This window comes from Pseudomonas sp. GW823-FHT02C05, assembly GCF_058797595.1.
On record NZ_JBXAJU010000005.1, the window covers coordinates 256,130 to 274,306 of the forward strand.

The 18,177-nt window shown below is 62.7% G+C and carries 17 protein-coding genes and 1 tRNA gene; 8 read left to right on the forward strand and 10 right to left on the reverse strand.

Annotated features, from left to right (window positions below):
* Positions 1-116: 116 nt before the first annotated feature.
* Positions 117-329 (forward strand): hypothetical protein, encoded by a 213-nt coding sequence (locus AC1RGE_RS26375; protein ID WP_492585284.1) that lies wholly within the window; start codon positions 117-119, stop codon positions 327-329.
* A 73-nt stretch (positions 330-402) separates the two neighbouring features.
* Here the strand turns inward: AC1RGE_RS26375 and AC1RGE_RS26380 are convergent, their stop codons facing one another.
* The 5 genes from AC1RGE_RS26380 to AC1RGE_RS26400 form a co-directional block, all read right to left on the reverse strand.
* Positions 403-1,557 carry a Fic family protein gene (locus AC1RGE_RS26380; RefSeq protein WP_492585286.1) on the reverse strand — a complete coding sequence of 385 codons (1,155 nt, stop codon included), beginning with the start codon at positions 1,555-1,557 and terminating at the stop codon, positions 403-405.
* Between the two features lie 321 nt (positions 1,558-1,878).
* Positions 1,879-1,954: transfer RNA gene (locus tag AC1RGE_RS26385), tRNA-Phe, on the reverse strand.
* 105 nt (positions 1,955-2,059) lie between these two features.
* Entirely contained in the window at positions 2,060-2,332 is a 273-nt protein-coding gene (locus AC1RGE_RS26390; protein WP_011058732.1) for an oxidative damage protection protein, read from the reverse strand.
* Positions 2,329-3,396 carry an A/G-specific adenine glycosylase gene (gene mutY, locus AC1RGE_RS26395; protein WP_011058733.1) on the reverse strand — a complete coding sequence of 356 codons (1,068 nt, stop codon included), beginning with the start codon at positions 3,394-3,396 and terminating at the stop codon, positions 2,329-2,331. The genes AC1RGE_RS26390 and mutY overlap by 4 nt, the downstream gene beginning before the upstream one ends.
* Positions 3,393-5,618: an AsmA family protein gene (locus tag AC1RGE_RS26400; RefSeq protein WP_492585288.1), complete on the reverse strand. Its 2,226-nt coding sequence runs from the start codon at positions 5,616-5,618 to the stop codon at positions 3,393-3,395. Before AC1RGE_RS26400 ends, mutY begins: the two co-directional genes overlap by 4 nt.
* A 343-nt stretch (positions 5,619-5,961) precedes the next feature.
* On the opposite strand from AC1RGE_RS26400, the gene AC1RGE_RS26405 reads away from it, so the two are divergent.
* The 7 genes from AC1RGE_RS26405 to AC1RGE_RS26435 all read left to right on the forward strand — a co-directional run bounded on the left by AC1RGE_RS26405 (position 5,962) and on the right by AC1RGE_RS26435 (position 11,732).
* Positions 5,962-7,623, forward strand: coding sequence for an OFA family MFS transporter (locus AC1RGE_RS26405; protein WP_011058735.1), 1,662 nt, complete (start codon positions 5,962-5,964; stop codon positions 7,621-7,623).
* A 237-nt stretch (positions 7,624-7,860) separates the two neighbouring features.
* Positions 7,861-8,454, forward strand: coding sequence for an imidazoleglycerol-phosphate dehydratase HisB (gene hisB / locus AC1RGE_RS26410; RefSeq protein WP_011058736.1), 594 nt, complete (start codon positions 7,861-7,863; stop codon positions 8,452-8,454).
* Entirely contained in the window at positions 8,454-9,092 is a 639-nt protein-coding gene (hisH, locus tag AC1RGE_RS26415; protein WP_011058737.1) for an imidazole glycerol phosphate synthase subunit HisH, read from the forward strand. Before hisB ends, hisH begins: the two co-directional genes overlap by 1 nt.
* Entirely contained in the window at positions 9,093-9,353 is a 261-nt protein-coding gene (locus AC1RGE_RS26420) for a DUF2164 domain-containing protein (protein WP_011058738.1), read from the forward strand.
* Between the two features lie 42 nt (positions 9,354-9,395).
* Positions 9,396-10,133, forward strand: coding sequence for a 1-(5-phosphoribosyl)-5-[(5-phosphoribosylamino)methylideneamino]imidazole-4-carboxamide isomerase (gene hisA / locus AC1RGE_RS26425; RefSeq protein WP_011058739.1), 738 nt, complete (start codon positions 9,396-9,398; stop codon positions 10,131-10,133).
* Positions 10,134-10,142: 9 nt separating this feature from the next.
* Complete coding sequence (hisF, locus tag AC1RGE_RS26430) at positions 10,143-10,913, forward strand: imidazole glycerol phosphate synthase subunit HisF (protein WP_492585290.1); 771 nt, start codon at positions 10,143-10,145, stop codon at positions 10,911-10,913.
* Positions 10,914-10,976: 63 nt separating this feature from the next.
* The gene (locus AC1RGE_RS26435; RefSeq protein ID WP_169892965.1) at positions 10,977-11,732 is read left to right on the forward strand and encodes a substrate-binding periplasmic protein; all 756 of its coding nucleotides are present in this window, start codon (positions 10,977-10,979) and stop codon (positions 11,730-11,732) included.
* A gap of 38 nt (positions 11,733-11,770) precedes the next feature.
* Here AC1RGE_RS26435 and AC1RGE_RS26440 read toward each other — a convergent pair whose 3' ends face one another.
* From AC1RGE_RS26440 to gpmI, 5 genes are all read right to left on the reverse strand, one after another.
* Positions 11,771-12,577, reverse strand: coding sequence for a divergent polysaccharide deacetylase family protein (locus AC1RGE_RS26440; protein WP_492585292.1), 807 nt, complete (start codon positions 12,575-12,577; stop codon positions 11,771-11,773).
* 115 nt (positions 12,578-12,692) lie between these two features.
* Positions 12,693-14,003, reverse strand: coding sequence for a S41 family peptidase (locus AC1RGE_RS26445; RefSeq protein ID WP_011058743.1), 1,311 nt, complete (start codon positions 14,001-14,003; stop codon positions 12,693-12,695).
* A 31-nt stretch (positions 14,004-14,034) separates the two neighbouring features.
* Positions 14,035-15,321 carry a murein hydrolase activator EnvC family protein gene (locus AC1RGE_RS26450; RefSeq protein ID WP_019093876.1) on the reverse strand — a complete coding sequence of 429 codons (1,287 nt, stop codon included), beginning with the start codon at positions 15,319-15,321 and terminating at the stop codon, positions 14,035-14,037.
* 171 nt (positions 15,322-15,492) lie between these two features.
* Entirely contained in the window at positions 15,493-16,407 is a 915-nt protein-coding gene (locus AC1RGE_RS26455) for a DUF1460 domain-containing protein (RefSeq protein ID WP_492585294.1), read from the reverse strand.
* A 166-nt stretch (positions 16,408-16,573) separates the two neighbouring features.
* Complete coding sequence (gene gpmI, locus AC1RGE_RS26460) at positions 16,574-18,115, reverse strand: 2,3-bisphosphoglycerate-independent phosphoglycerate mutase (RefSeq protein WP_011058746.1); 1,542 nt, start codon at positions 18,113-18,115, stop codon at positions 16,574-16,576.
* Between the last annotated feature and the right edge of the window lie 62 nt (positions 18,116-18,177).

Here is an 18,177-nt window from a genome sequence, read left to right on the forward strand (position 1 = left end):
ACCTGATCATAAGAAGCACCCAGCGCTTTGGGTGTTGTTTGCTGTCTATGCGTTATGGCAGCTGTACGCGGGCACGCTTCGGCGTGGCCGGATCTTGTGACCGTTTCCTACCCCGCGTGCCGCTGTTCGATCTTCTGGCCTGCGCCGATCAGCGCATACGCGCCCTTCACAAACTGATGAACAGCCTGTCCTGCATGACCGCGCAAACGGCCGACGCCAGCGACCTGTTCCAGATCGCCGACATCGCCGCGCTGCTGCTCGGTGATGGCGTGGCCCTGCTCGATGTGGCTCAGGGGCGGGAGATGGAGCGGGCGGATAAGGCCTTCTGATTGGCGCAGGCGCTGCGCCAGCGCGCCCAGGATCAGTTTGATTCTGGGCGCCCTTGGAGAGCCCGAGAGAGTGTCATGGCGCCTCAAGCGGTGCCGGTATGAACCCTTGCTCTCGAAGCGCCTTGATCATTCCTCTGATGAGGTAGCTGTTGGAGAAACCGATGGTGTATTGCCGGGCGTTGGCGCTGATGGGCAATAGCATGCCCTGGTCCACCAGTTTCTTTATTTGATAGGTCCTTTGTCCGGCAGTCAGCTTGGGCAGTGCCTGGGCGATGTCGCTCGACTTAACAACGCCTGACTTGATCGCTGTGGTCAGTACTGTTTCTTCCGCTGCAGTGATCCATTGTCGATCCCGAGCAAAGGTAATGGCAGGAGCCAGGATGTGCCGGGTCAGGTAGCGATAGTCGGTGAGGCGATTGACCTTTTCCAGGTCGTCCCTAATGCCCTCTAGAACGTAAGTGCACCAGGCCTCCAGCCCGGCCTTGGTTCCTTGGTCCGCGGTGGCGAGCATGGCGTAGTAGCGTTCCCGATCATTGAAGAAAACAGCGGTAGGGTTGAGTACGCGGCCACCCGTATCGACGTTGAAGCCATATTTCATCAGCTGTGCGTAAGTCAGGAGGCGCACCACGCGACCATTGCCGTTGCCAAAGGGGTGAATCCAGCCAAACCGGTGATGGGTCAAGGCCACTTTCATCAAGTCGTATTTGGGCAGGTCCTCCCGATTGACGAACTCCACCAGCTCTTGCATGTAGCTGGGCACCATCAGGGCATCAGGAGGTAGGTGGGTGGCCTGAGCGATCTGCACTGCGCCCTGGCGATAAGCTCCAGGCGTCCTATCGCCCTCTCGCTCCAGGTCCTGGACGGTCATCGCGTGCAGCTCTCTGATGGTGAGCTCGGTAATCGGTGTTCCCGGGCGAATGGTTTGCTCGATGTAGTCCAAGGCTTTTTCGATGTTCGCCACTTCGCGTAGCTGATCGGTGTCCTCGGCTGTGCCTTCAACCTTGCTCTCGATGTAGTCGGCAAGTGTTGTGTGGTTGCCTTCGATGCGCGCCGAACCCAGGCTTTCCAGGATGTGGAAGATCGTTTTCAGCTGATAGAAGACCGCGGGAGGCGTATCGCCTTCCAGTCGCAAGCGCCGAAGGTGCTCAAGCTCGCTGAGCACGTCCACCAGATTGGAGTCGAAGGACGGGTTTAGCAGCTCAAGATCGTGATGGAAGAATGCAGGCATTGTGCAAACATCTCGAAAGCCGAAAAAAAACATCTATGATTTTTTTGCTGTAGGCCCTGTTCTATAGGGGTTTTGGTCGAATATCAAAAGATGATTATCTCAAGATGGTTCTTCATTTAAGTGAACGCTTGAGAAAAGCTGAGGCGAGATGCGCTGTGTTGGCGGCGTGATGGTCGCGCAGGGGGCTTGGTTGTGCAGGAAAGAAAGCGGAGGTATCGCGCAGGGGGAGGGAAGGGCCAAATCTCAGGCAACAAAAAACCCGCACTAGGCGGGTTTCTTGGTTGCTTTCACGTGATGCATACACCACCTGAAAGCTGAAGGTGGTGCCCAGAGACGGAATCGAACCGCCGACACGGGGATTTTCAATCCCCTGCTCTACCGACTGAGCTATCTGGGCAACGGGGCGCATTAAACGGGTTTTTCAGGGGGGCGTCAAGCAAGTTTTGAAAAAAATGTTTAATTATTACCGTCGCTTACGTTCCACCCCCGATTTTCAACAGCTTTACTCAGCCGGCGGCACGTAGCCGTCGGCCTTGGCGTATTCCTCGCCGGAGAAAAACTTGTCCATCTCGCCCTGCAGATATTTGCGATCGTCGGCATTCATCATGTTCAGGCGCTTTTCGTTGATCAGCAGGGTCTGGTGTTTCTGCCAGTCGGCCCAGGCCTTGGCCGAGACGTGATCGAAAATATCCTGGCCCTTGGCCCCCGGGTAGGGAGGGCGCTCCAGGCCCGGCAGTTCTTCCTGGTACTTGCGGCACATTACGGTGCGGGTCATGACGACTCTCCTGCATTCAAGACTTCGGCCGCGCGTTTGAGCAGTGTTTTCACCGGGGCGGCAAGGCCCAGGCGCGGCGGGGTGGCGAGGTTATACCAGAGCCAGTCGGCCTCGGCGACGTGCAGGGCCGACTCTTCGACCCGGATCAGCCAGGGTTCGATGGCCAGCTGGAAGTGGCTGAAGGTGTGCACCAGCCCGGGCATCTGCTGTTGCTGGCCCAGTTCCAGGGAGTGCTGCAGGGCCAGGTGCTGGATGTCGTCCAGGCCATCCAGCTCCGGCAGGCTCCACAACCCGCCCCAGAGGCCGCTGGAGGGCCGCCGGTAAAGCAGGATGGCGCCTTCGCGGTTGGCCAGCATCGGCATCAGGGTGCGCTTCTGAGGCACTTCCTTGCGTGGCTTGGGGATCGGGTAGCGGGTTTCCAGGCCGAGCATGTGGGCTTCGCAGCCGCGCTCCAGAGGGCACAACAGGCAGCTGGGCTTGCTCCGGGTACAGAGCGTCGCGCCCAGGTCCATCATCGCCTGGGTGTAGTGGTTGACCCGGCTGTGGGGGGTGAAGCGCTCGGCGGCGGCCCACAACTGCTTGGCCACCTTGGGCTCCCCGGGGTAGCCCTCCTGGGCCGTGAAGCGCGCCAGCACCCGCTTGACGTTGCCGTCGAGGATCGGCGCCCGCAGGCCCATGCTGATGCTGGCGATGGCGCCGGCGGTGGACAGGCCGATGCCCGGCAGTTCGGTGAGCTTTTCCACGTCCCGGGGGAACTCGCCGCCGTACTCGGCCATGACGATCTTCGCGGTCTTCTGCAGGTTGCGCGCCCGGGTGTAGTAGCCCAAGCCGGTCCACAGGTGCAGCACTTCGTCTTCCGGGGCTTCGGCCAGGGCCTGCACCGTGGGCAGCGAGGCCATGAAGCGGTCGAAGTAGTTGAGCACGGTACTGACCTGGGTCTGTTGCAGCATGATCTCCGAGACCCACACCCGATACGGGTTGATGTCCTGCTGCCAGGGCAGGTCATGGCGGCCGTGGCGGTCGTACCAGTCCAGCACCGCCGTTGAAAACGCCTCGGCTCTCATCGCTTGAACAGCCCCTTGAGCGCGTTCTTCAGTTCCGGGCTGACCTTGTCCCCCAGTTTCTCGTCGATCTTTTGCTGCAGGCGGTCACCGGCCAGCTTGGCTGCTACCTGGCCCAGGCCGTCCTTGTCCAGGCGGCAGGCCTTGGCCCCCAGCTCCAGCGGGCCGCGGCAGCGCAGCGGCAGCTCGATGCCGGTAAAGCGCTCGCCCACCTGGCAGGCCGGGTCCGGGTTATCCCGCAGGTCGCCTTCGACAATGATGCCGACCCGGTAGTCCATGCCCAGCACTCGCAGGTCGATGTCGCCGTTGCCGTTCACCGTCATGCCGGGGATGCGCACTTTCAGGTCCGGGTTGCTGGCCACGCCATTGCGCAGCGTCAGGTTGCCCTTGAGCTCCTGGAAGGGCGTGTCCTTGCCCCGTGGCGTGCTGCTGAGGTTCTTGCGGTTGAGCACGGCGATGCCCTGGCACAGCTGCTGTTCGATATTGGCGTTGAGCAGCACGCCGTTGTTGATGACGAAGCTGGCGGTGCCGTTGAGGCTGTCGATCAGTGCCTTCTGGCTGTTGCCGCTGCCGCTGAGGTTGCTGTTCAGGGTCACCAGGCCCTTGACCGGAGGATTCTGGCCCTGGCTTTCGAGGATGCGTTCCACCGGCACCCGGTTGATCTTGGTCTGCAAGCTCAACTGCGGTGTGCTCTGGCGCACATCGAGGTTGCCGCTGGCATCGAAGCTGCCGTTGTACAGCTCGCCGCGCAGGCTGGAAAGCTTGAGCAGGCCACCCTGGCCGGAGGCCTTGAGTGCGGCATTCTGGATCGGCAGCTTGTCCAGGGTCAGTTGGCCGAAGTTCAGGTCGGCATCGACGTCGAGTTTGCTCAGGCGCTCCACCGGCAGCAGGCGGTCAGTGCTCCAGGCGCCCTTGGTCGGTGCGTTGGGCAGCGGGGTGCTGCCGGCTCCGGCCATGGCATCGGCTTCGCTGCTCTGCACTTCGGCCTTGCGGGCCGATGCCGCGCTGTTGGCTTCGGCGGACTTGGGCGGCAGGTAGCGGTCGACATTGAAGGTGTCGGCCTTGAGCTGGGCGCGCAGGGATTGCTTGTCGAAGTCCTCGATGGCCAGGCGGCCGCTGAAGGTGCTGTCGTCGAGCTTCAGGTTCAGGTCTTCCAGGGCCAGGCTGGTGGGCGTGCCTTGCAGGCGGCTGACCAGCTCGACCTTGCTCAGGCTGCCTTCACCCATGGCGGGCAGGGTCTGGCCGATGCTGTCGACGAATCTCGCCAGGTCGAACTGGGCAATGGAGATGCCGCCGCTGATCTGCGGGGTCTTGTCCAGGTCGTTGACCTTGAGCTCACCCAGGGCGCGCAACTGATTGAGGGAGACCTTCAGGCCGGTCCACTGGGCAACGTTGGCGGCCTGGTCCAGCAGCAGCTGGCCCTGGGCTGCGAAGGTCAGGGTCTTGCCTTGCAACGGGTCGCCGGCGGCTTCGCCGGACAGGCGCATGTCTTCGAACTGGTAGCGCTTCAGGGCGCGGTCGAAGCGCAGTTCGCCATTGAGTTCGGTGCGCACGCGCACTGCGGGTTGGCTGCTGGCGAGGAAGGCCGTGAGCTTGACCGGGGTGTTGGTGGCTTCGTGAATCGGCCCGGTACTCAGCTGGATGCTTTCGGCGGTGAACTGCTTGTCGGTCTGTTCATCGTTGTACTCAACCCGGGCGTTGTTCACGGTCAGGCTGTCGATGTCCAGGCGGATCGGCTGCGCGGGTTTGTCCGCACCGGCTGGTGGTTGGCTGGCTTCGCCGGTGCTGGCGGCCGGAGTCTCGGCCTGCTTGTCGGTCGGTGCGGCCTTGCCAATGTCCTGCCAGTTGCCGTGGCCGTCCTTGTTGCGGGTCAGGCGCAGGTTCAGGCCTTCGACACGCACATCGCTCATCTGCACTTCGCGGCGCAGCAGCGGCAACACCCGGACCGACAGGCCGAGCATCTGCAGGTCGGCGAAAGGTTGGGACGGGTTGGCCAGGGTGGCGACGCCGGCATCGTGCAGTTCCAGGCCCAGCCAGGGGAACAGGCTCCAGCCGATGTCGCCATTGAGCGTCAGCTCGATGTGGGCCTTGTCGCGGGCAATCTGGCGAATCTCGTCTTTGTAGTCGTTGGGATCAAACAGGTGGGTCAGGGCGAAGCCCAGAGCCACGATGATCAGCAACAGCCCGAGAATTACCAGACCCAGGATTTTGCCGAACGCTTTCATGGGCGAGTCCTTGTATGTCGAATTCAAAATTTAGCGGGGGAGTATAGCGCTCTGAACCTGACGACTGGTCACCCATTGCAGTTAGAGGTTTTTTCGTTGTAGCGGTTTTTTTTTGGCCAGCGGCCTGGCCTGTGGGCAAAGCAGCTGCGGGAAAAAAGGTGATGTCAGTTTGGTTTTTTAGTTTGTCGCAAATGGTAACCTCTCGCGGTTCGTCCGCCCTTGTGCGACTTAATGTCGCGTCTGCCCAAATGGAGCTTTACTCAATAAAACGACCGCGCCGGTGTGCCAAGGTCGTCGCAGAAGAGTGGCCGATGAACAATTCTAATAATTGGGGGAAACATCCATGAGCACTAGCAACGCGGCGGCCAGTCCGTCCGCTCAGCCAGCGTTCTTGTCCAAAGAACGCATCATCGCCAAGCCCGGTTTCAACCGCTGGCTGGTTCCACCGGCCGCTCTGGCCATCCACCTGTGCATCGGCATGGCCTATGGCTTTTCGGTGTTCTGGCTGCCGCTGTCCAAGGCCCTGGGCGTCAGTGCGCCCGTGGCTTGCGAGCCCGGCATGGGCTTCATCGCGCAGATCTTTTCGTCCCAGTGTGACTGGCCGATCTCCATGCTCGGCTGGATCTACACCCTGTTCTTCATCTTCCTGGGGTGCTCGGCGGCGATCTGGGGCGGCTGGCTGGAACATGCCGGCCCGCGCAAGGCCGGTGTGGTTTCGGCACTGTGCTGGTGCGGCGGCCTGCTGATCTCGGCGCTGGGGATCTACACCCACCAGATCTGGCTGATGTGGATAGGCTCCGGGGTCATCGGCGGTATCGGCCTGGGCCTGGGCTATATCTCCCCGGTGTCGACCCTGATCAAGTGGTTCCCGGACAAGCGCGGCATGGCCACCGGCATGGCGATCATGGGCTTTGGCGGCGGCGCCATGGTCGGTGCGCCCCTGGCGGCGGCCCTGATGGGCCACTTTGCAACGCCGACCAGCGTTGGCGTGTGGCAGAGCTTCCTGGTGATGGCGGCCATCTACTTCGTGTTCATGATCGGTGGCGCCCTGGCCTACCGGGTTCCGCCTACCGGCTGGAAGCCTGAGGGCTGGACCGCACCGGCGAAGAAAGCCGCCAATGCGATGATCACCCACCGCCACGTGCACGTGAACGTGGCCTGGAAGACCCCGCAGTTCCGCCTGGTGTGGCTGGTGCTGTGCCTCAACGTTTCGGCCGGTATCGGCATCCTCGGCATGGCCTCGCCCCTGCTGCAGGAAGTGTTTGCCGGCAAGCTGCTGGGCAATGGCCTGACCTTCAGCCAGCTGGACGCCGGGCAACTGGCGCAGATTGCCGCGATTGCCGCCGGCTTCACCGGTTTGCTGAGCCTGTTCAACATCGGCGGGCGGTTCTTCTGGGCGTCGTTCTCCGACTACCTGGGCCGCAAGAACACCTATTTCGTGTTCTTTGCCCTGGGCTTTGCCCTTTATGCGCTGATCCCGAACCTCGGCCACCTGGGCAATATCGCCCTGTTCGTGGCGGCGTTCTGCATCATCCTGTCGATGTACGGCGGCGGTTTCGCCACGGTGCCGGCCTACCTGGCGGACCTGTTCGGCACCCAGATGGTGGGCGCTATCCACGGTCGCCTGCTGACCGCCTGGGCCGCGGCGGGCGTGCTGGGCCCGGTGCTGGTGAACTACCTGCGCGAGTACCAGCTGAGCATCGGCGTCGAGCGCGCTGCGGCTTACGACATCACCCTGTACATCCTCGCCGGCCTGCTGGTGCTGGGCTTTTTGTGCAACCTGCTGGTGCGCCCGGTGGCCGACAAGTACTTCATGACCGACGAGCAACTGGCGGCCGAGCAGGCCCTGGGCCATGACAAGGGCGCCGACAACAGCGTCGTGCTGGAATGGAAGGCCTCATCCGCCAGCCTGCCGCTGGTGATCGCTGCCTGGCTGGCCGTGGGCATTCCCCTGGCGTGGGGCGTGTGGGTCACCCTGCAGAAGACCGCGGTGCTGTTCCATTAAGGGCTTCGCCGGCCAGCCAGCTCCTGCGCAGGAGCCCGCTGGCCGGCGAACAAGGTGCCAGGGCCTGTCAGGCCTGGCGCCTTCACCGGCAAGCCGTTTTCTATAGTTGTCATGACAGGTACAGCCCCGCAGCCATTGGCTGGCGCCCGTCAGGATATTGTCCATCGTGTTTCTGTTTAGCCGCCGTGGGGCCTATACTATTCGCCTTTTTCGCCCAATGATTTTGCGGAGCTGGTGATGGCCGAACGTAAGGCATCTGTCGAGCGCGACACTCTGGAAACCCAGATCAAAGCCTCGATCAACCTGGATGGCACCGGAAAGGCCCGATTCGATATCGGCGTGCCCTTCCTTGAGCACATGCTGGACCAGATCGCCCGGCACGGGCTGATCGACCTGGACATCGAAAGCAAGGGCGACCTGCATATCGACGACCACCACACCGTGGAGGATGTCGGTATCACCCTCGGCCAGGCGTTCAGCAAGGCCATCGGCGACAAGAAAGGCATCCGTCGCTACGGCCATGCCTATGTGCCGCTGGATGAAGCCCTGTCCCGCGTGGTGATCGACTTCTCCGGCCGCCCCGGCCTGCAGATGCATGTGCCGTTCACCCGCGCCACCGTCGGTGGTTTCGATGTCGACCTGTTCCAGGAGTTCTTCCAGGGCTTCGTCAACCACGCCAACGTGACCCTGCACATCGACACCCTGCGCGGCACCAACACTCACCACCAGATCGAGACCGTGTTCAAGGCCTTCGGCCGCGCGCTGCGCATGGCGGTGGAGCTGGACGAGCGCATGGCCGGCCAGATGCCGTCGACCAAGGGCGTGCTGTAATGCAGACCGTCGCCGTCATCGACTACGGCATGGGCAACCTGCACTCGGTGGCCAAGGCCCTGGAGCACGTGGGCGCCGGCAAGGTGCTGATCACCAGCGATGCCAGCGTGATTCGCGAAGCCGACCGGGTGGTGTTCCCCGGAGTGGGTGCGATCCGTGACTGCATGGCCGAGATCCGCCGCCTGGGCTTCGATGCCCTGGTACGCGAGGTCAGCCAGGACCGTCCGTTCCTCGGTATCTGCGTGGGCATGCAGGCGCTGCTCGACCACAGTGAAGAGAACGAAGGCGTGGACTGCATCGGCCTGTTTCCCGGCCAGGTGAAGTTCTTCGGCAAGGGCCTGATCGAGGATGGCGAGCACCTGAAGGTGCCGCACATGGGCTGGAACGAAGTGAAGCAGGCGGTGGACCACCCGCTATGGCACAACATTGCGGACCTGGCGCGCTTCTACTTCGTGCACAGCTACTACATCAATGCCGGTAACACGCGGCAGGTGGTGGGCAGCGGTCACTATGGCGTGGATTTCGCCGCGGCGCTGGCCGACGGCTCGCGTTTTGCCGTGCAGTTCCACCCGGAGAAAAGCCATACCCACGGCCTGCAGCTGCTGCAGAATTTCGCCGCCTGGGACGGTCGCTGGTAAATGGCGATCAAGAAACCCAAGCCGCCGATCCTGAGCCTCACTGCCGAACAGGAGAGCGAGGCGACGCACAAGATCAAGCGTTTCCTGGAGGATCGGTTCGAGCTCGAGCTGGGCTCGTTCGAAGCGGCGGAGGTTCTTGAACTGTTTACCCGCGAAATTGCTCCGCACTATTACAACCGGGCGATTTTCGATGTGCAGGCGCACCTCAAGGAGAGGTTCGAAAGCATCGAAAGCGACCTGTGGGCGCTCGAGAAAAACTGATTTCCGAGTGAAGCTGAACAATCGAACTTGAAGGTTTGCCAGATGCTGATTATTCCCGCTATCGATCTCAAGGACGGCGCCTGTGTGCGTCTGCGCCAAGGCCGCATGGAAGACTCCACGGTGTTCTCCGATGACCCGGTGAGCATGGCCGCCAAATGGGTTGAAGGGGGTTGCCGGCGCTTGCATCTGGTGGACCTGAACGGTGCCTTCGAAGGCCAGCCGGTCAACGGCGAGGTGGTCACCGCAATCGCCAAGCGCTACCCGAACCTGCCGATCCAGATCGGCGGCGGCATCCGTTCCCTGGAAACCATCGAGCACTACGTCAAGGCTGGCGTGAGCTACGTGATCATCGGCACCAAGGCGGTCAAGGAGCCGGAGTTCGTCGCCGAGGCCTGTCGCGCGTTCCCCGGCAAGGTGATTGTCGGCCTGGACGCCAAGGACGGTTTCGTCGCCACCGACGGCTGGGCTGAAGTCAGCAGCGTGCAGGTCATCGACCTGGCCAAGCGTTTCGAAGCCGACGGCGTGTCCGCCATCGTTTATACCGACATCGCCAAAGACGGCATGATGCAGGGCTGCAACGTTCCCTTCACCGCAGCCCTGGCGGCCGCTACCCGGATCCCGGTGATCGCTTCCGGCGGTATCCATAACCTGGGCGACATCAAGGCCCTGCTGGACGCCAAGGCGCCAGGAATCATCGGCGCCATCACTGGTCGCGCGATCTATGAAGGCACCCTCGATGTCGCAGAAGCCCAGGCTTTCTGCGATTCGTACCAAGGCTGAGGATTCGCCATGGCACTGGCCAAACGCATCATCCCTTGCCTGGACGTGGACAACGGCCGGGTGGTCAAGGGCGTCAAGTTCGAGAACATCCGCGACGCCGGTGACCCGGTGGAAATTGCCCGTCGCTACGACGAGCAGGGTGCCGACGAAATCACTTTCCTCGACATTACCGCCAGCGTCGATGGGCGTGATACCACCCTCCATACCGTCGAGCGCATGGCCAGCCAGGTGTTCATCCCGCTGACCGTGGGCGGTGGTGTGCGCACCGTGCAGGACATCCGCAACCTGCTCAATGCCGGCGCGGACAAGGTCTCGATCAACACCGCCGCGGTGTTCAACCCGGAGTTCGTCGGCGAGGCCGCGCAGCACTTCGGCTCCCAGTGCATCGTGGTCGCCATCGACGCCAAGAAGGTCTCCGGCCCGGGTGAAACCCCGCGCTGGGAAATCTTCACCCATGGCGGACGCAAGCCCACCGGGCTGGACGCGGTGGAGTGGGCGAAGAAGATGGAAGGCCTGGGTGCCGGCGAGATCCTGCTCACCAGCATGGATCAGGACGGCATGAAAAACGGCTTCGACCTGGGCGTGACCCGGGCCATCAGCGATGCCCTGGGGATTCCGGTAATCGCCTCCGGCGGTGTCGGCAACCTTCAGCATCTGGCCGACGGCATCATCGAAGGCCATGCCAGCGCGGTGCTGGCGGCGAGTATTTTCCACTTCGGCGAGTACACGGTCCCCGAGGCCAAGGCCTACATGGCTCACCGTGGGATTGTTGTGCGATAGCCACTGGACAGCATGGCGGGCTCACGGCACTCTTGAGCACGCCATGGATTCCGGTAACCCGTCATGTTCAAACGTCTTCTAGTGGTTGTCGCCAGCGCTTCGCTTGTTCTTTGCGGCCTCGCCCGCGCTGATGAACCCGCCGATACCTCCCTGGTGTTGCTGACGGAAAACTTCCCCCCCTACAACATGGCCAAGAACGGCAAGAACTTCGCCCAGGGCGAGAATATCGACGGCATCGCCGTGGATATCGTCCGCGAAATGTTCAAGCGTGCTGGAATCAACTACAGCCTGACCCTGCGCTTCCCCTGGGAACGTATCTACAAGATGGCGCTGGAGCAGCCGGGCTATGGTGTGTTCGTCATGGCGCGCCTGCCGGACCGCGAGCCGCTGTTCAAGTGGGTCGGCCCCATCGGCCCGGACGACTGGATCATGCTGGCCAAGGCCGGCAGCACCATCAGCCTCGAATCCCTGGAGCAGGCGCGCAAGTACAAGATCGGCGCCTACAAGGGCGATGCCATTGCCGAGACCCTGACCAAGCAGGGCCTGGCGCCGCAAGTGGTACTGCGCGACCAGGACAACGCCAAGAAGCTGGTGGCGGGGCAGATCGACCTCTGGGCCACTGGCGACCCGGCCGGGCGCTACCTGGCCAAGCAGGAGGGCATCAGCGGCCTCAAGACCGTGCTGCGCTTCAACAGCGCCGAACTGTACCTGGCCCTGAACAAGGACGTCTCCGATGAGGTGGTGGCCAAGCTCCAGGCGGCCCTGGACCAGATGCGCCAAGAGGGGCTGGTGGAGGAGATCATGGGGCGTTACCTGTAGGCGCTTCGCTGGCAAGCCAGTTCCTGTGGCGAAGGGCTCTAGCGATAAACCCCGTTCTTGCCATGCCCGGCCATGGCCTTGTTGCTGCGCAGGCTGATCATCGACTTGATATCGATCCACTCGATGCCCTGGGCCTTGAGCCTGGGCAGCTCACGTTCGAGCACTGCCAGGGTCTGTGGGTAAGGGTGGCCGATCATCACCGCCGAACCCTGTTTGCGCGCCAGTTTGATCGCGGTCTGCAACTGTTGGCTGATCGCCGCTTCCGTACGTTCGTCATCCAGGAACACATCTCGGGAAACACTGGCCAGCCCGATCTTCTGCGCTTCGGCGGCAGCCACCGTCTGGGCGCTGGTGCGGCTGTCGACGAAGAATTTGTGTCGCCGCTGCAAGTCGGCCATCAGCCAGGCCATGGCCTGGGGTTGGGCGGTCATGCGGCTGCCCATGTGGTTGTTGATGCCGCTGGTGTAGGGCACGGCCTGGAAGGCGGCGTCCAGGCGTTTTTGCAGCTCTTCGATGGGCAACTCGGGGTGCCAGGCAAACGGCCCGGTGGCCGGGTCCATGGGCATGTGCAGGATGACGATCTTGCCGGCGCGATGGGCCTCGCGGGCGAATTCGGCAGCGTGGGGCGTGTCGGGCATGATCGCCGTGGTGACTGGGCCGGGCAGGGCCAGTACGCGGCGGTCCCGGGGCAGGTTCTGGCCGAGGTCGTCGATGATCAGGCTCAGGTAGGCCTTGGGCGCAACGGCTGTGGGTTCGGCGGCTTGGGTCGCGAGGGGCAAGAGGCACAGCAGGGTGAGCAGCGAGGCCTGGAGCGAGCGCAACAGCAGTGAGCAGCGGGAAATCATGGGGATCGGGATCAGGCCTTTAGGGGAATGGGCACCCTGGCGGGCGCTTGGCTGGCGAGCCAGCTCCTACGCAAGCCGGCTCCTGTAGGAGCCGGCTTGCCGGCGAAGGGTTCAATCATTTGCCGCGGGTGATGCTCAGCCCCTTGAGCAGGCTCAGGGCCTGGGCCAACTGGTAGTCGTCGTCCTGCGGCATCGGCTTGGCCTTGCTCGCGGCGCCACTGGGCTTGTCGGCGCCGCCGTTGCCATTGCCCAGGTGGCCCTGCAGGTCGGCTTCCTTGAAGTACTCGCCGTCCTGGGACTCGCTGGTGATCTTGGCGCGGCGCACTTCGATGTCCGGAACGATGCCCTGAGCCTGGATCGAACGCCCGTTGGGGGTGAAGTACAGCGCGGTGGTGATCTTCAGCGCCCGGTCGTTGTTCAGCGGCAGCACGGTCTGCACCGAGCCCTTGCCGAAGCTGGTAGTGCCCATCAGTACTGCGCGCTTTTGATCCTGCAGGGCACCGGCGACGATCTCCGAAGCCGAGGCGCTGCCGCCGTTGATCAGCACCACCATCGGCACGGCTTCGCTTTCGTCCTTGCCGGTGGCGGAGAAGCGCAGCTCGGAGTTGGCGATGCGGCCCTTGGTGTAGACGATCAGGCCCTTGGTGATGAAGTGGTCCACCACCTCCACCGCGGCTTGCAGCACGCCGCCCGGGTTGTTGCGCAGGTCGAGGATGATGCCGTTGAGCTTCTTGCCGTTGTCCTTGCGCAGCTTGGCCAGGGCCTTGGAGACTTCCTCGCCGGTCTTGACCTGGAACTGGGTGATGCGGATGTAGCCGTAGCCCGACTCCAGCAGCTGGCTCTTCACGCTTTTCACCTGGATGGTGGCGCGGGCCAGGGTCACGTCGAACGGCGTGCCGCCGTCGCGCACCAGGGTCAGGGTGATCTTCTGGCCGATCTTGCCGCGCATCTTGTCCACGGCTTCGGTCATGGTCTGGCCACGGGTCGGCTGGCCGTTGATCTTGACGATCAGGTCGCCGGCCTGGATCCCGGCCTTGGATGCCGGGGTGTCGTCGATGGGCGAGACCACCTTGATGAAGCCGTCCTCGGCGCCGACTTCGATGCCCAGGCCGCCGAATTCGCCGCTGGTGCTTTCCTGCAGTTCGGCGAAGTCTTCCGGGCCCAGATAGGCAGAGTGCGGGTCGAGGTTGCTGAGCATGCCCTTGATGGCATTCTCCAGCAGGGTCTTGTCGTCTACGGGTTCGACATACGCGGCCTTGATGCGGTCCATGACCTCGGCGAAGGTGCGCAGCTCTTCCAGCGGCAAGGGCGCCTTGGTGGTCGCGGCGGTTGCTGCTTGAGCGGTTTCGGCGGCAAACGCCTGAGGCGCTCCGATCACCAGGGCGATCGTCAGGGCCAGCGAGGTAAGGCGGGACAAATGCAGCATGTCGAACGAACTCCTAATTTAGATGCAGCGCTTATCCTTGCGCGTGGCACCACTGTGCCGGGTCGCTGGGGCGGCCCTGCTGACGAATTGCAAAGTACAGCGCAGGAGTGTCCTGTCCGCCACTATTACCGACGGTGGAGATGGACTCTCCGGCCTTGACCACGTCGCCGGCTTCCTTGAGCAGCGTCTGGTTGTGTCCGTAGAGGCTCAGGTAACCGTTGCCGTGATCGAGGATCACCAGCAGGCCGGCGCCGCGCAGCCAGTCGGCGAACACTACCCGGCCACCGTGCACGGCGTGCACCTGGCTGCCGGCGGCGGCGCTGATCATCACGCCGTCCCACTTGGAGCGGGAGTCGTCGCCACGGGTTTCACCAAAGCGTGCCAGTAGTCGACCATCAACGGGCCATGGAAGTTTTCCCCGGGCTGAAGCAAATGCCCCGCCATAGGAAGGGCCGGCGCTGGAAACCAGGGCTCCAGGGCTTGATCTTGCGGGTTTGCGCGGTTCATCGCTGGCGTCGGCCTGGGCCTCACGCAAGCGCTTTTTTTCGGCTTCCTGCTGGGCGATCAGCGCTTTCTGCCGCGCTTCTTCTGCCTCGCGGGCCTGGCGGGCCAGGGTTTCTTCAATGGTTTTCAGGACCTTGGCCAGGTCGGCCTGGTCCTGTTCGCGGGCCTTGAGCTTGTCGTCACGGGCCTTCACATCGTTGTTCAGCTTGGCCAGGGCCAACTGCCGCTCCTTGCGCACCTTGTCGAGTTCTTCGCGCTGGGTGTCGAGGCTGCTTTTCTGCACCAGCAACTGGGCCTGCTGCAGGGAGATGTCCTTTTCCACATTGGCCAGCTGGCGCAGGGTCTCGTTGAAATTCTTCAACTGCTCCAGGCGGGCCTGGCTCAGGTAGTCGTAATAGGTCAGGGTGCGGGCGAATTTTTCCGGGTTCTGCTGGTTGAGCAGCAGCTTGAGGTATTCCTGGCGCCCGTTCTGGTAGGCCGCGCGGGCCTGGATGGCGATCAGTCGCTGCTGTTCAGTGCGCGCGCTCTGGAGTTTTTTTTTCTCCTCATCGAGTCGCTGCAGCTCGGATTCGCTTTTCTTCAGCTCTTTTTGCAGGGCCTCGACCTGCTTTTCCAGCTTGCCCATCTCGGTTTCGGTGCCGCGCAGTTCTTTCTGCACCCCGGACTTCTCTTCCTGAAGCTTGCCCAGCAGCTTTTTCAGCTCGGCAATGTCCTGACGCGTGGCGTCCAACTGTTGTTGGGTTTGCGCGCGCTCGTCGGCGAAAGCCGGTTGGAGCAGGCAGATCAGAGCAAGGGTAATCAGGGCGCGAAGCATAGAGGCGGGCGACACCAGGGAAAGGGACGGCCTAGTATGCCCGCCCATCGCTGCAAAAAAAACGCCTCAAAGCCAACTGCTTTGAGGCGTTCGTCATAAAAAGCCGTTTCCGGGCCGTTATTGGGCCATTTGCTATCAGCGTGCCGCCGTGGCCTGGGGCGGTGGCGCCGATCAACCTTGTGCGGGCGAGCGAGCCTGATGCGGCAGCGCCTGGGTGCCGGCCTGCGCGGCCGAGGCATCCTGGCTGGCCTGGCTGTCTTGCCGGGCCCGCAGGACCACGATTCCCGGGACGTTGTGAACGTACTCCATGAAGGGTGAGTCGATCACCGCGCCCTGGTCCTTTTTCGAGGAGGCGTTGCGCAGGACCGGGCCCTGGGCCGTCTGGATGAACAGCCCGGTATGGGTGACGTCCAGGCCCGAGAGGTGGGTATAGATGCCGATGTAGTCGCCGGTTCGCAGGTGGCTGAGCAGATGCTGGTCAATCAATGCGCTGGGAATGTAGGTGATGTCGCGTTCGGCCACGGGCAGGCCGGGCAGGTAGCGGCCGCCATCGGCCTTTTGATTGAGGCGCTTGGCCACGGTCACCGCGTTCGCACTCAGCTGGGCGGTCACATCCTCGGCCATGGGTTGCCCGGCATGGGCCCAATCGGTGAAGAAGTGGCGGCGGTTGAGGAAGTTGATATCGCCGTTCACGTAGCGAATCTGCACCAGGTTGTTGATGAAGCCGGCCTCGTCGCTGGACTGGCGCAAGGCCTCGACGTAATCCAGGTAGGTGAAGCAGTCCAGGCCCCTGAAGTCGACCACCAGCTTCTCGGCCAGGGTTGCGGAGCCGTGCAGCCGGTTCGCCGCGTAAGGCGTGTGCAGGAACTCCCGGGAAATCAGGTCGTTCATCTGGCCTATGTCGGTAGAGCCCCGAGGAGGCTGGATCTTTAGCAGTGCTTTCAATTTATCGGCGGTCTGAGCATCCATTTCCACCGGGCTGTGTTGCTGTGCGAGGGCACTGGCATCCACCGGCTGTTGAGCAGGAATCTGGCTTGCACAGCCTGACAGGAGGGAGGCCAGAAGCAGCGTAGCCGTCTTGTTCATGGAGATTCTCTCTGCTGTTATTGATAACGATAATCATTATTCAATAAGTGCCCGACGCTTGTCTGCTTTTACTTCCATCGCCCTGATTCGCCCTGTGCAAGGCCACCATGAAAAACGCCCGACGGTTGCATCGGGCGTTTTTGCCTGCAATGGCGAGCTGGAGGGATCAGTGCGCCGGGTCCACCAGGATCGACGTTCCGGTCATTTCCGCGGGCTTGGGCAGGCCCAGCAACTTGAGCATGGTGGGCGCCACGTCCGCCAGAACCCCGCCTTCACGGACTTTCAAGGCGCGTTTGCCGACATAGATGAATGGCACCGGCTCGGTGGTGTGGGCGGTGTGGGCCTGGCCGGTGGATTCGTCGGACATCTGCTCGACGTTGCCGTGGTCGGCGGTGATCAGGGCTTCGCCGCCGACCTTTTCCAGGGCATCGACGATACGTCCGACGCACAGGTCCAGGCATTCCACGGCTTTGACCGCCGCCTCGAACACGCCGCTGTGGCCGACCATGTCGCCGTTGGCGTAGTTGACGATGATCACGTCATAACGCTGGTGCTCGATGGCGTCGACGATCTTGTCGGTGACTTCCGGGGCACTCATTTCCGGCTGCAGGTCGTAGGTGGCGACTTTCGGCGACGGGATCAGGATGCGCTCCTCGCCCGGGAACGGCTCTTCGCGGCCACCGGAGAAGAAGAAGGTGACGTGGGCATACTTCTCGGTCTCGGCGATGCGCAGTTGGGTCTTGCCGTTTTTCGCCAAATAGTCGCCCAGCACGTTCTCCAGGCTGCCCGGGGCAAAGGCCGATGGCGCGGGGATGCTGGCGGCGTACTGGGTGAGCATGACGAAGCCGGCCAGCTTAGGCTGGCGTGGGCGTTCGAAGTCCTTGAAGTCGTCCTCGACGAAGACCCGGGTCAGCTCCCGTGCACGGTCGGCGCGGAAGTTCATGAACACCACGGCATCGCCGTCCTCGACCTTGACCGGTTCGCCGATGGTGGTGGCCTTGACGAATTCGTCGCTCTCTTCACGTGCGTAGGCGGCTTGCAGGCCTTCCTGGGCGGTGGCGGCGTTGAACTGGCCCTGGCCGTCGACGATCAGGTTGTAGGCCTGGGCCACACGGTCCCAGCGGTTGTCGCGGTCCATGGCGAAGTAACGGCCGATCAGGCTGGCGATGCGGCCCTTGCCCAGGGTCTTGAAGGTTTCGTCCAGCAGTTCGATGGACGACTGGGCGCTTTTGGGCGGGGTGTCGCGGCCATCGAGGAAGGCATGCAGGTAGATCTTCTCGGCGCCGCGCTTGAAGGCCAGTTCGGCCATGGCGATCAGGTGGTCCTGGTGGCTGTGCACGCCGCCGTCGGACAGCAGGCCGAGGATGTGCACCGCCTTGCCGGCATCCACGGCCTTGTCCACGGCCGCGCAAATGGTCGGGTTCTCGAAGAACTCACCGTCACGGATGGCCTTGGTCACCCGGGTGAAGTCCTGGTACACCACGCGGCCGGCGCCGAGGTTCATGTGGCCGACTTCGGAGTTGCCCATCTGCCCGTCCGGCAGGCCGACATCCATGCCCGAACCCGAGATCAGGCCGTTGGGCATGCTGGCGCACAAGCGGTCCAGGACCGGCTTCTTGGCCGCATAGACGGCGTTGGATTCGTGGCTTTCGCTGTGACCGAAGCCATCCAGAATCATCAGGACCAAAGGTTTAGGCGTGGTAGTCATGGCGTCCACTCGTGGCTGGATAGGAAAGAGATGAAAGGGAGGTGTTGAAAAAGGGAGTGGCA

What these genes read in the sequence shown, in the direction of transcription:
- hisA (WP_011058739.1), top strand. Translation starts at nt 9,396, where the DNA reads ATGCTGATTATTCCCGCTATCGATCTCAAGGACGGCGCCTGTGTGCGT.
- AC1RGE_RS26435 (WP_169892965.1), top strand. Translation starts at nt 10,977, where the DNA reads ATGTTCAAACGTCTTCTAGTGGTTGTCGCCAGCGCTTCGCTTGTTCTT.
- AC1RGE_RS26440 (WP_492585292.1), bottom strand. Translation starts at nt 12,577, where the DNA reads ATGATTTCCCGCTGCTCACTGCTGTTGCGCTCGCTCCAGGCCTCGCTG.
- AC1RGE_RS26445 (WP_011058743.1), bottom strand. Translation starts at nt 14,003, where the DNA reads ATGCTGCATTTGTCCCGCCTTACCTCGCTGGCCCTGACGATCGCCCTG.
- AC1RGE_RS26400 (WP_492585288.1), bottom strand. Translation starts at nt 5,618, where the DNA reads ATGAAAGCGTTCGGCAAAATCCTGGGTCTGGTAATTCTCGGGCTGTTG.
- hisH (WP_011058737.1), top strand. Translation starts at nt 8,454, where the DNA reads ATGCAGACCGTCGCCGTCATCGACTACGGCATGGGCAACCTGCACTCG.
- AC1RGE_RS26455 (WP_492585294.1), bottom strand. Translation starts at nt 16,407, where the DNA reads ATGAACAAGACGGCTACGCTGCTTCTGGCCTCCCTCCTGTCAGGCTGT.
- AC1RGE_RS26450 (WP_019093876.1), bottom strand. Translation starts at nt 15,321, where the DNA reads ATGCTTCGCGCCCTGATTACCCTTGCTCTGATCTGCCTGCTCCAACCG.
- AC1RGE_RS26390 (WP_011058732.1), bottom strand. Translation starts at nt 2,332, where the DNA reads ATGACCCGCACCGTAATGTGCCGCAAGTACCAGGAAGAACTGCCGGGC.
- AC1RGE_RS26405 (WP_011058735.1), top strand. Translation starts at nt 5,962, where the DNA reads ATGAGCACTAGCAACGCGGCGGCCAGTCCGTCCGCTCAGCCAGCGTTC.
- AC1RGE_RS26420 (WP_011058738.1), top strand. Translation starts at nt 9,093, where the DNA reads ATGGCGATCAAGAAACCCAAGCCGCCGATCCTGAGCCTCACTGCCGAA.
- hisF (WP_492585290.1), top strand. Translation starts at nt 10,143, where the DNA reads ATGGCACTGGCCAAACGCATCATCCCTTGCCTGGACGTGGACAACGGC.
- mutY (WP_011058733.1), bottom strand. Translation starts at nt 3,396, where the DNA reads ATGAGAGCCGAGGCGTTTTCAACGGCGGTGCTGGACTGGTACGACCGC.
- gpmI (WP_011058746.1), bottom strand. Translation starts at nt 18,115, where the DNA reads ATGACTACCACGCCTAAACCTTTGGTCCTGATGATTCTGGATGGCTTC.
- AC1RGE_RS26380 (WP_492585286.1), bottom strand. Translation starts at nt 1,557, where the DNA reads ATGCCTGCATTCTTCCATCACGATCTTGAGCTGCTAAACCCGTCCTTC.
- hisB (WP_011058736.1), top strand. Translation starts at nt 7,861, where the DNA reads ATGGCCGAACGTAAGGCATCTGTCGAGCGCGACACTCTGGAAACCCAG.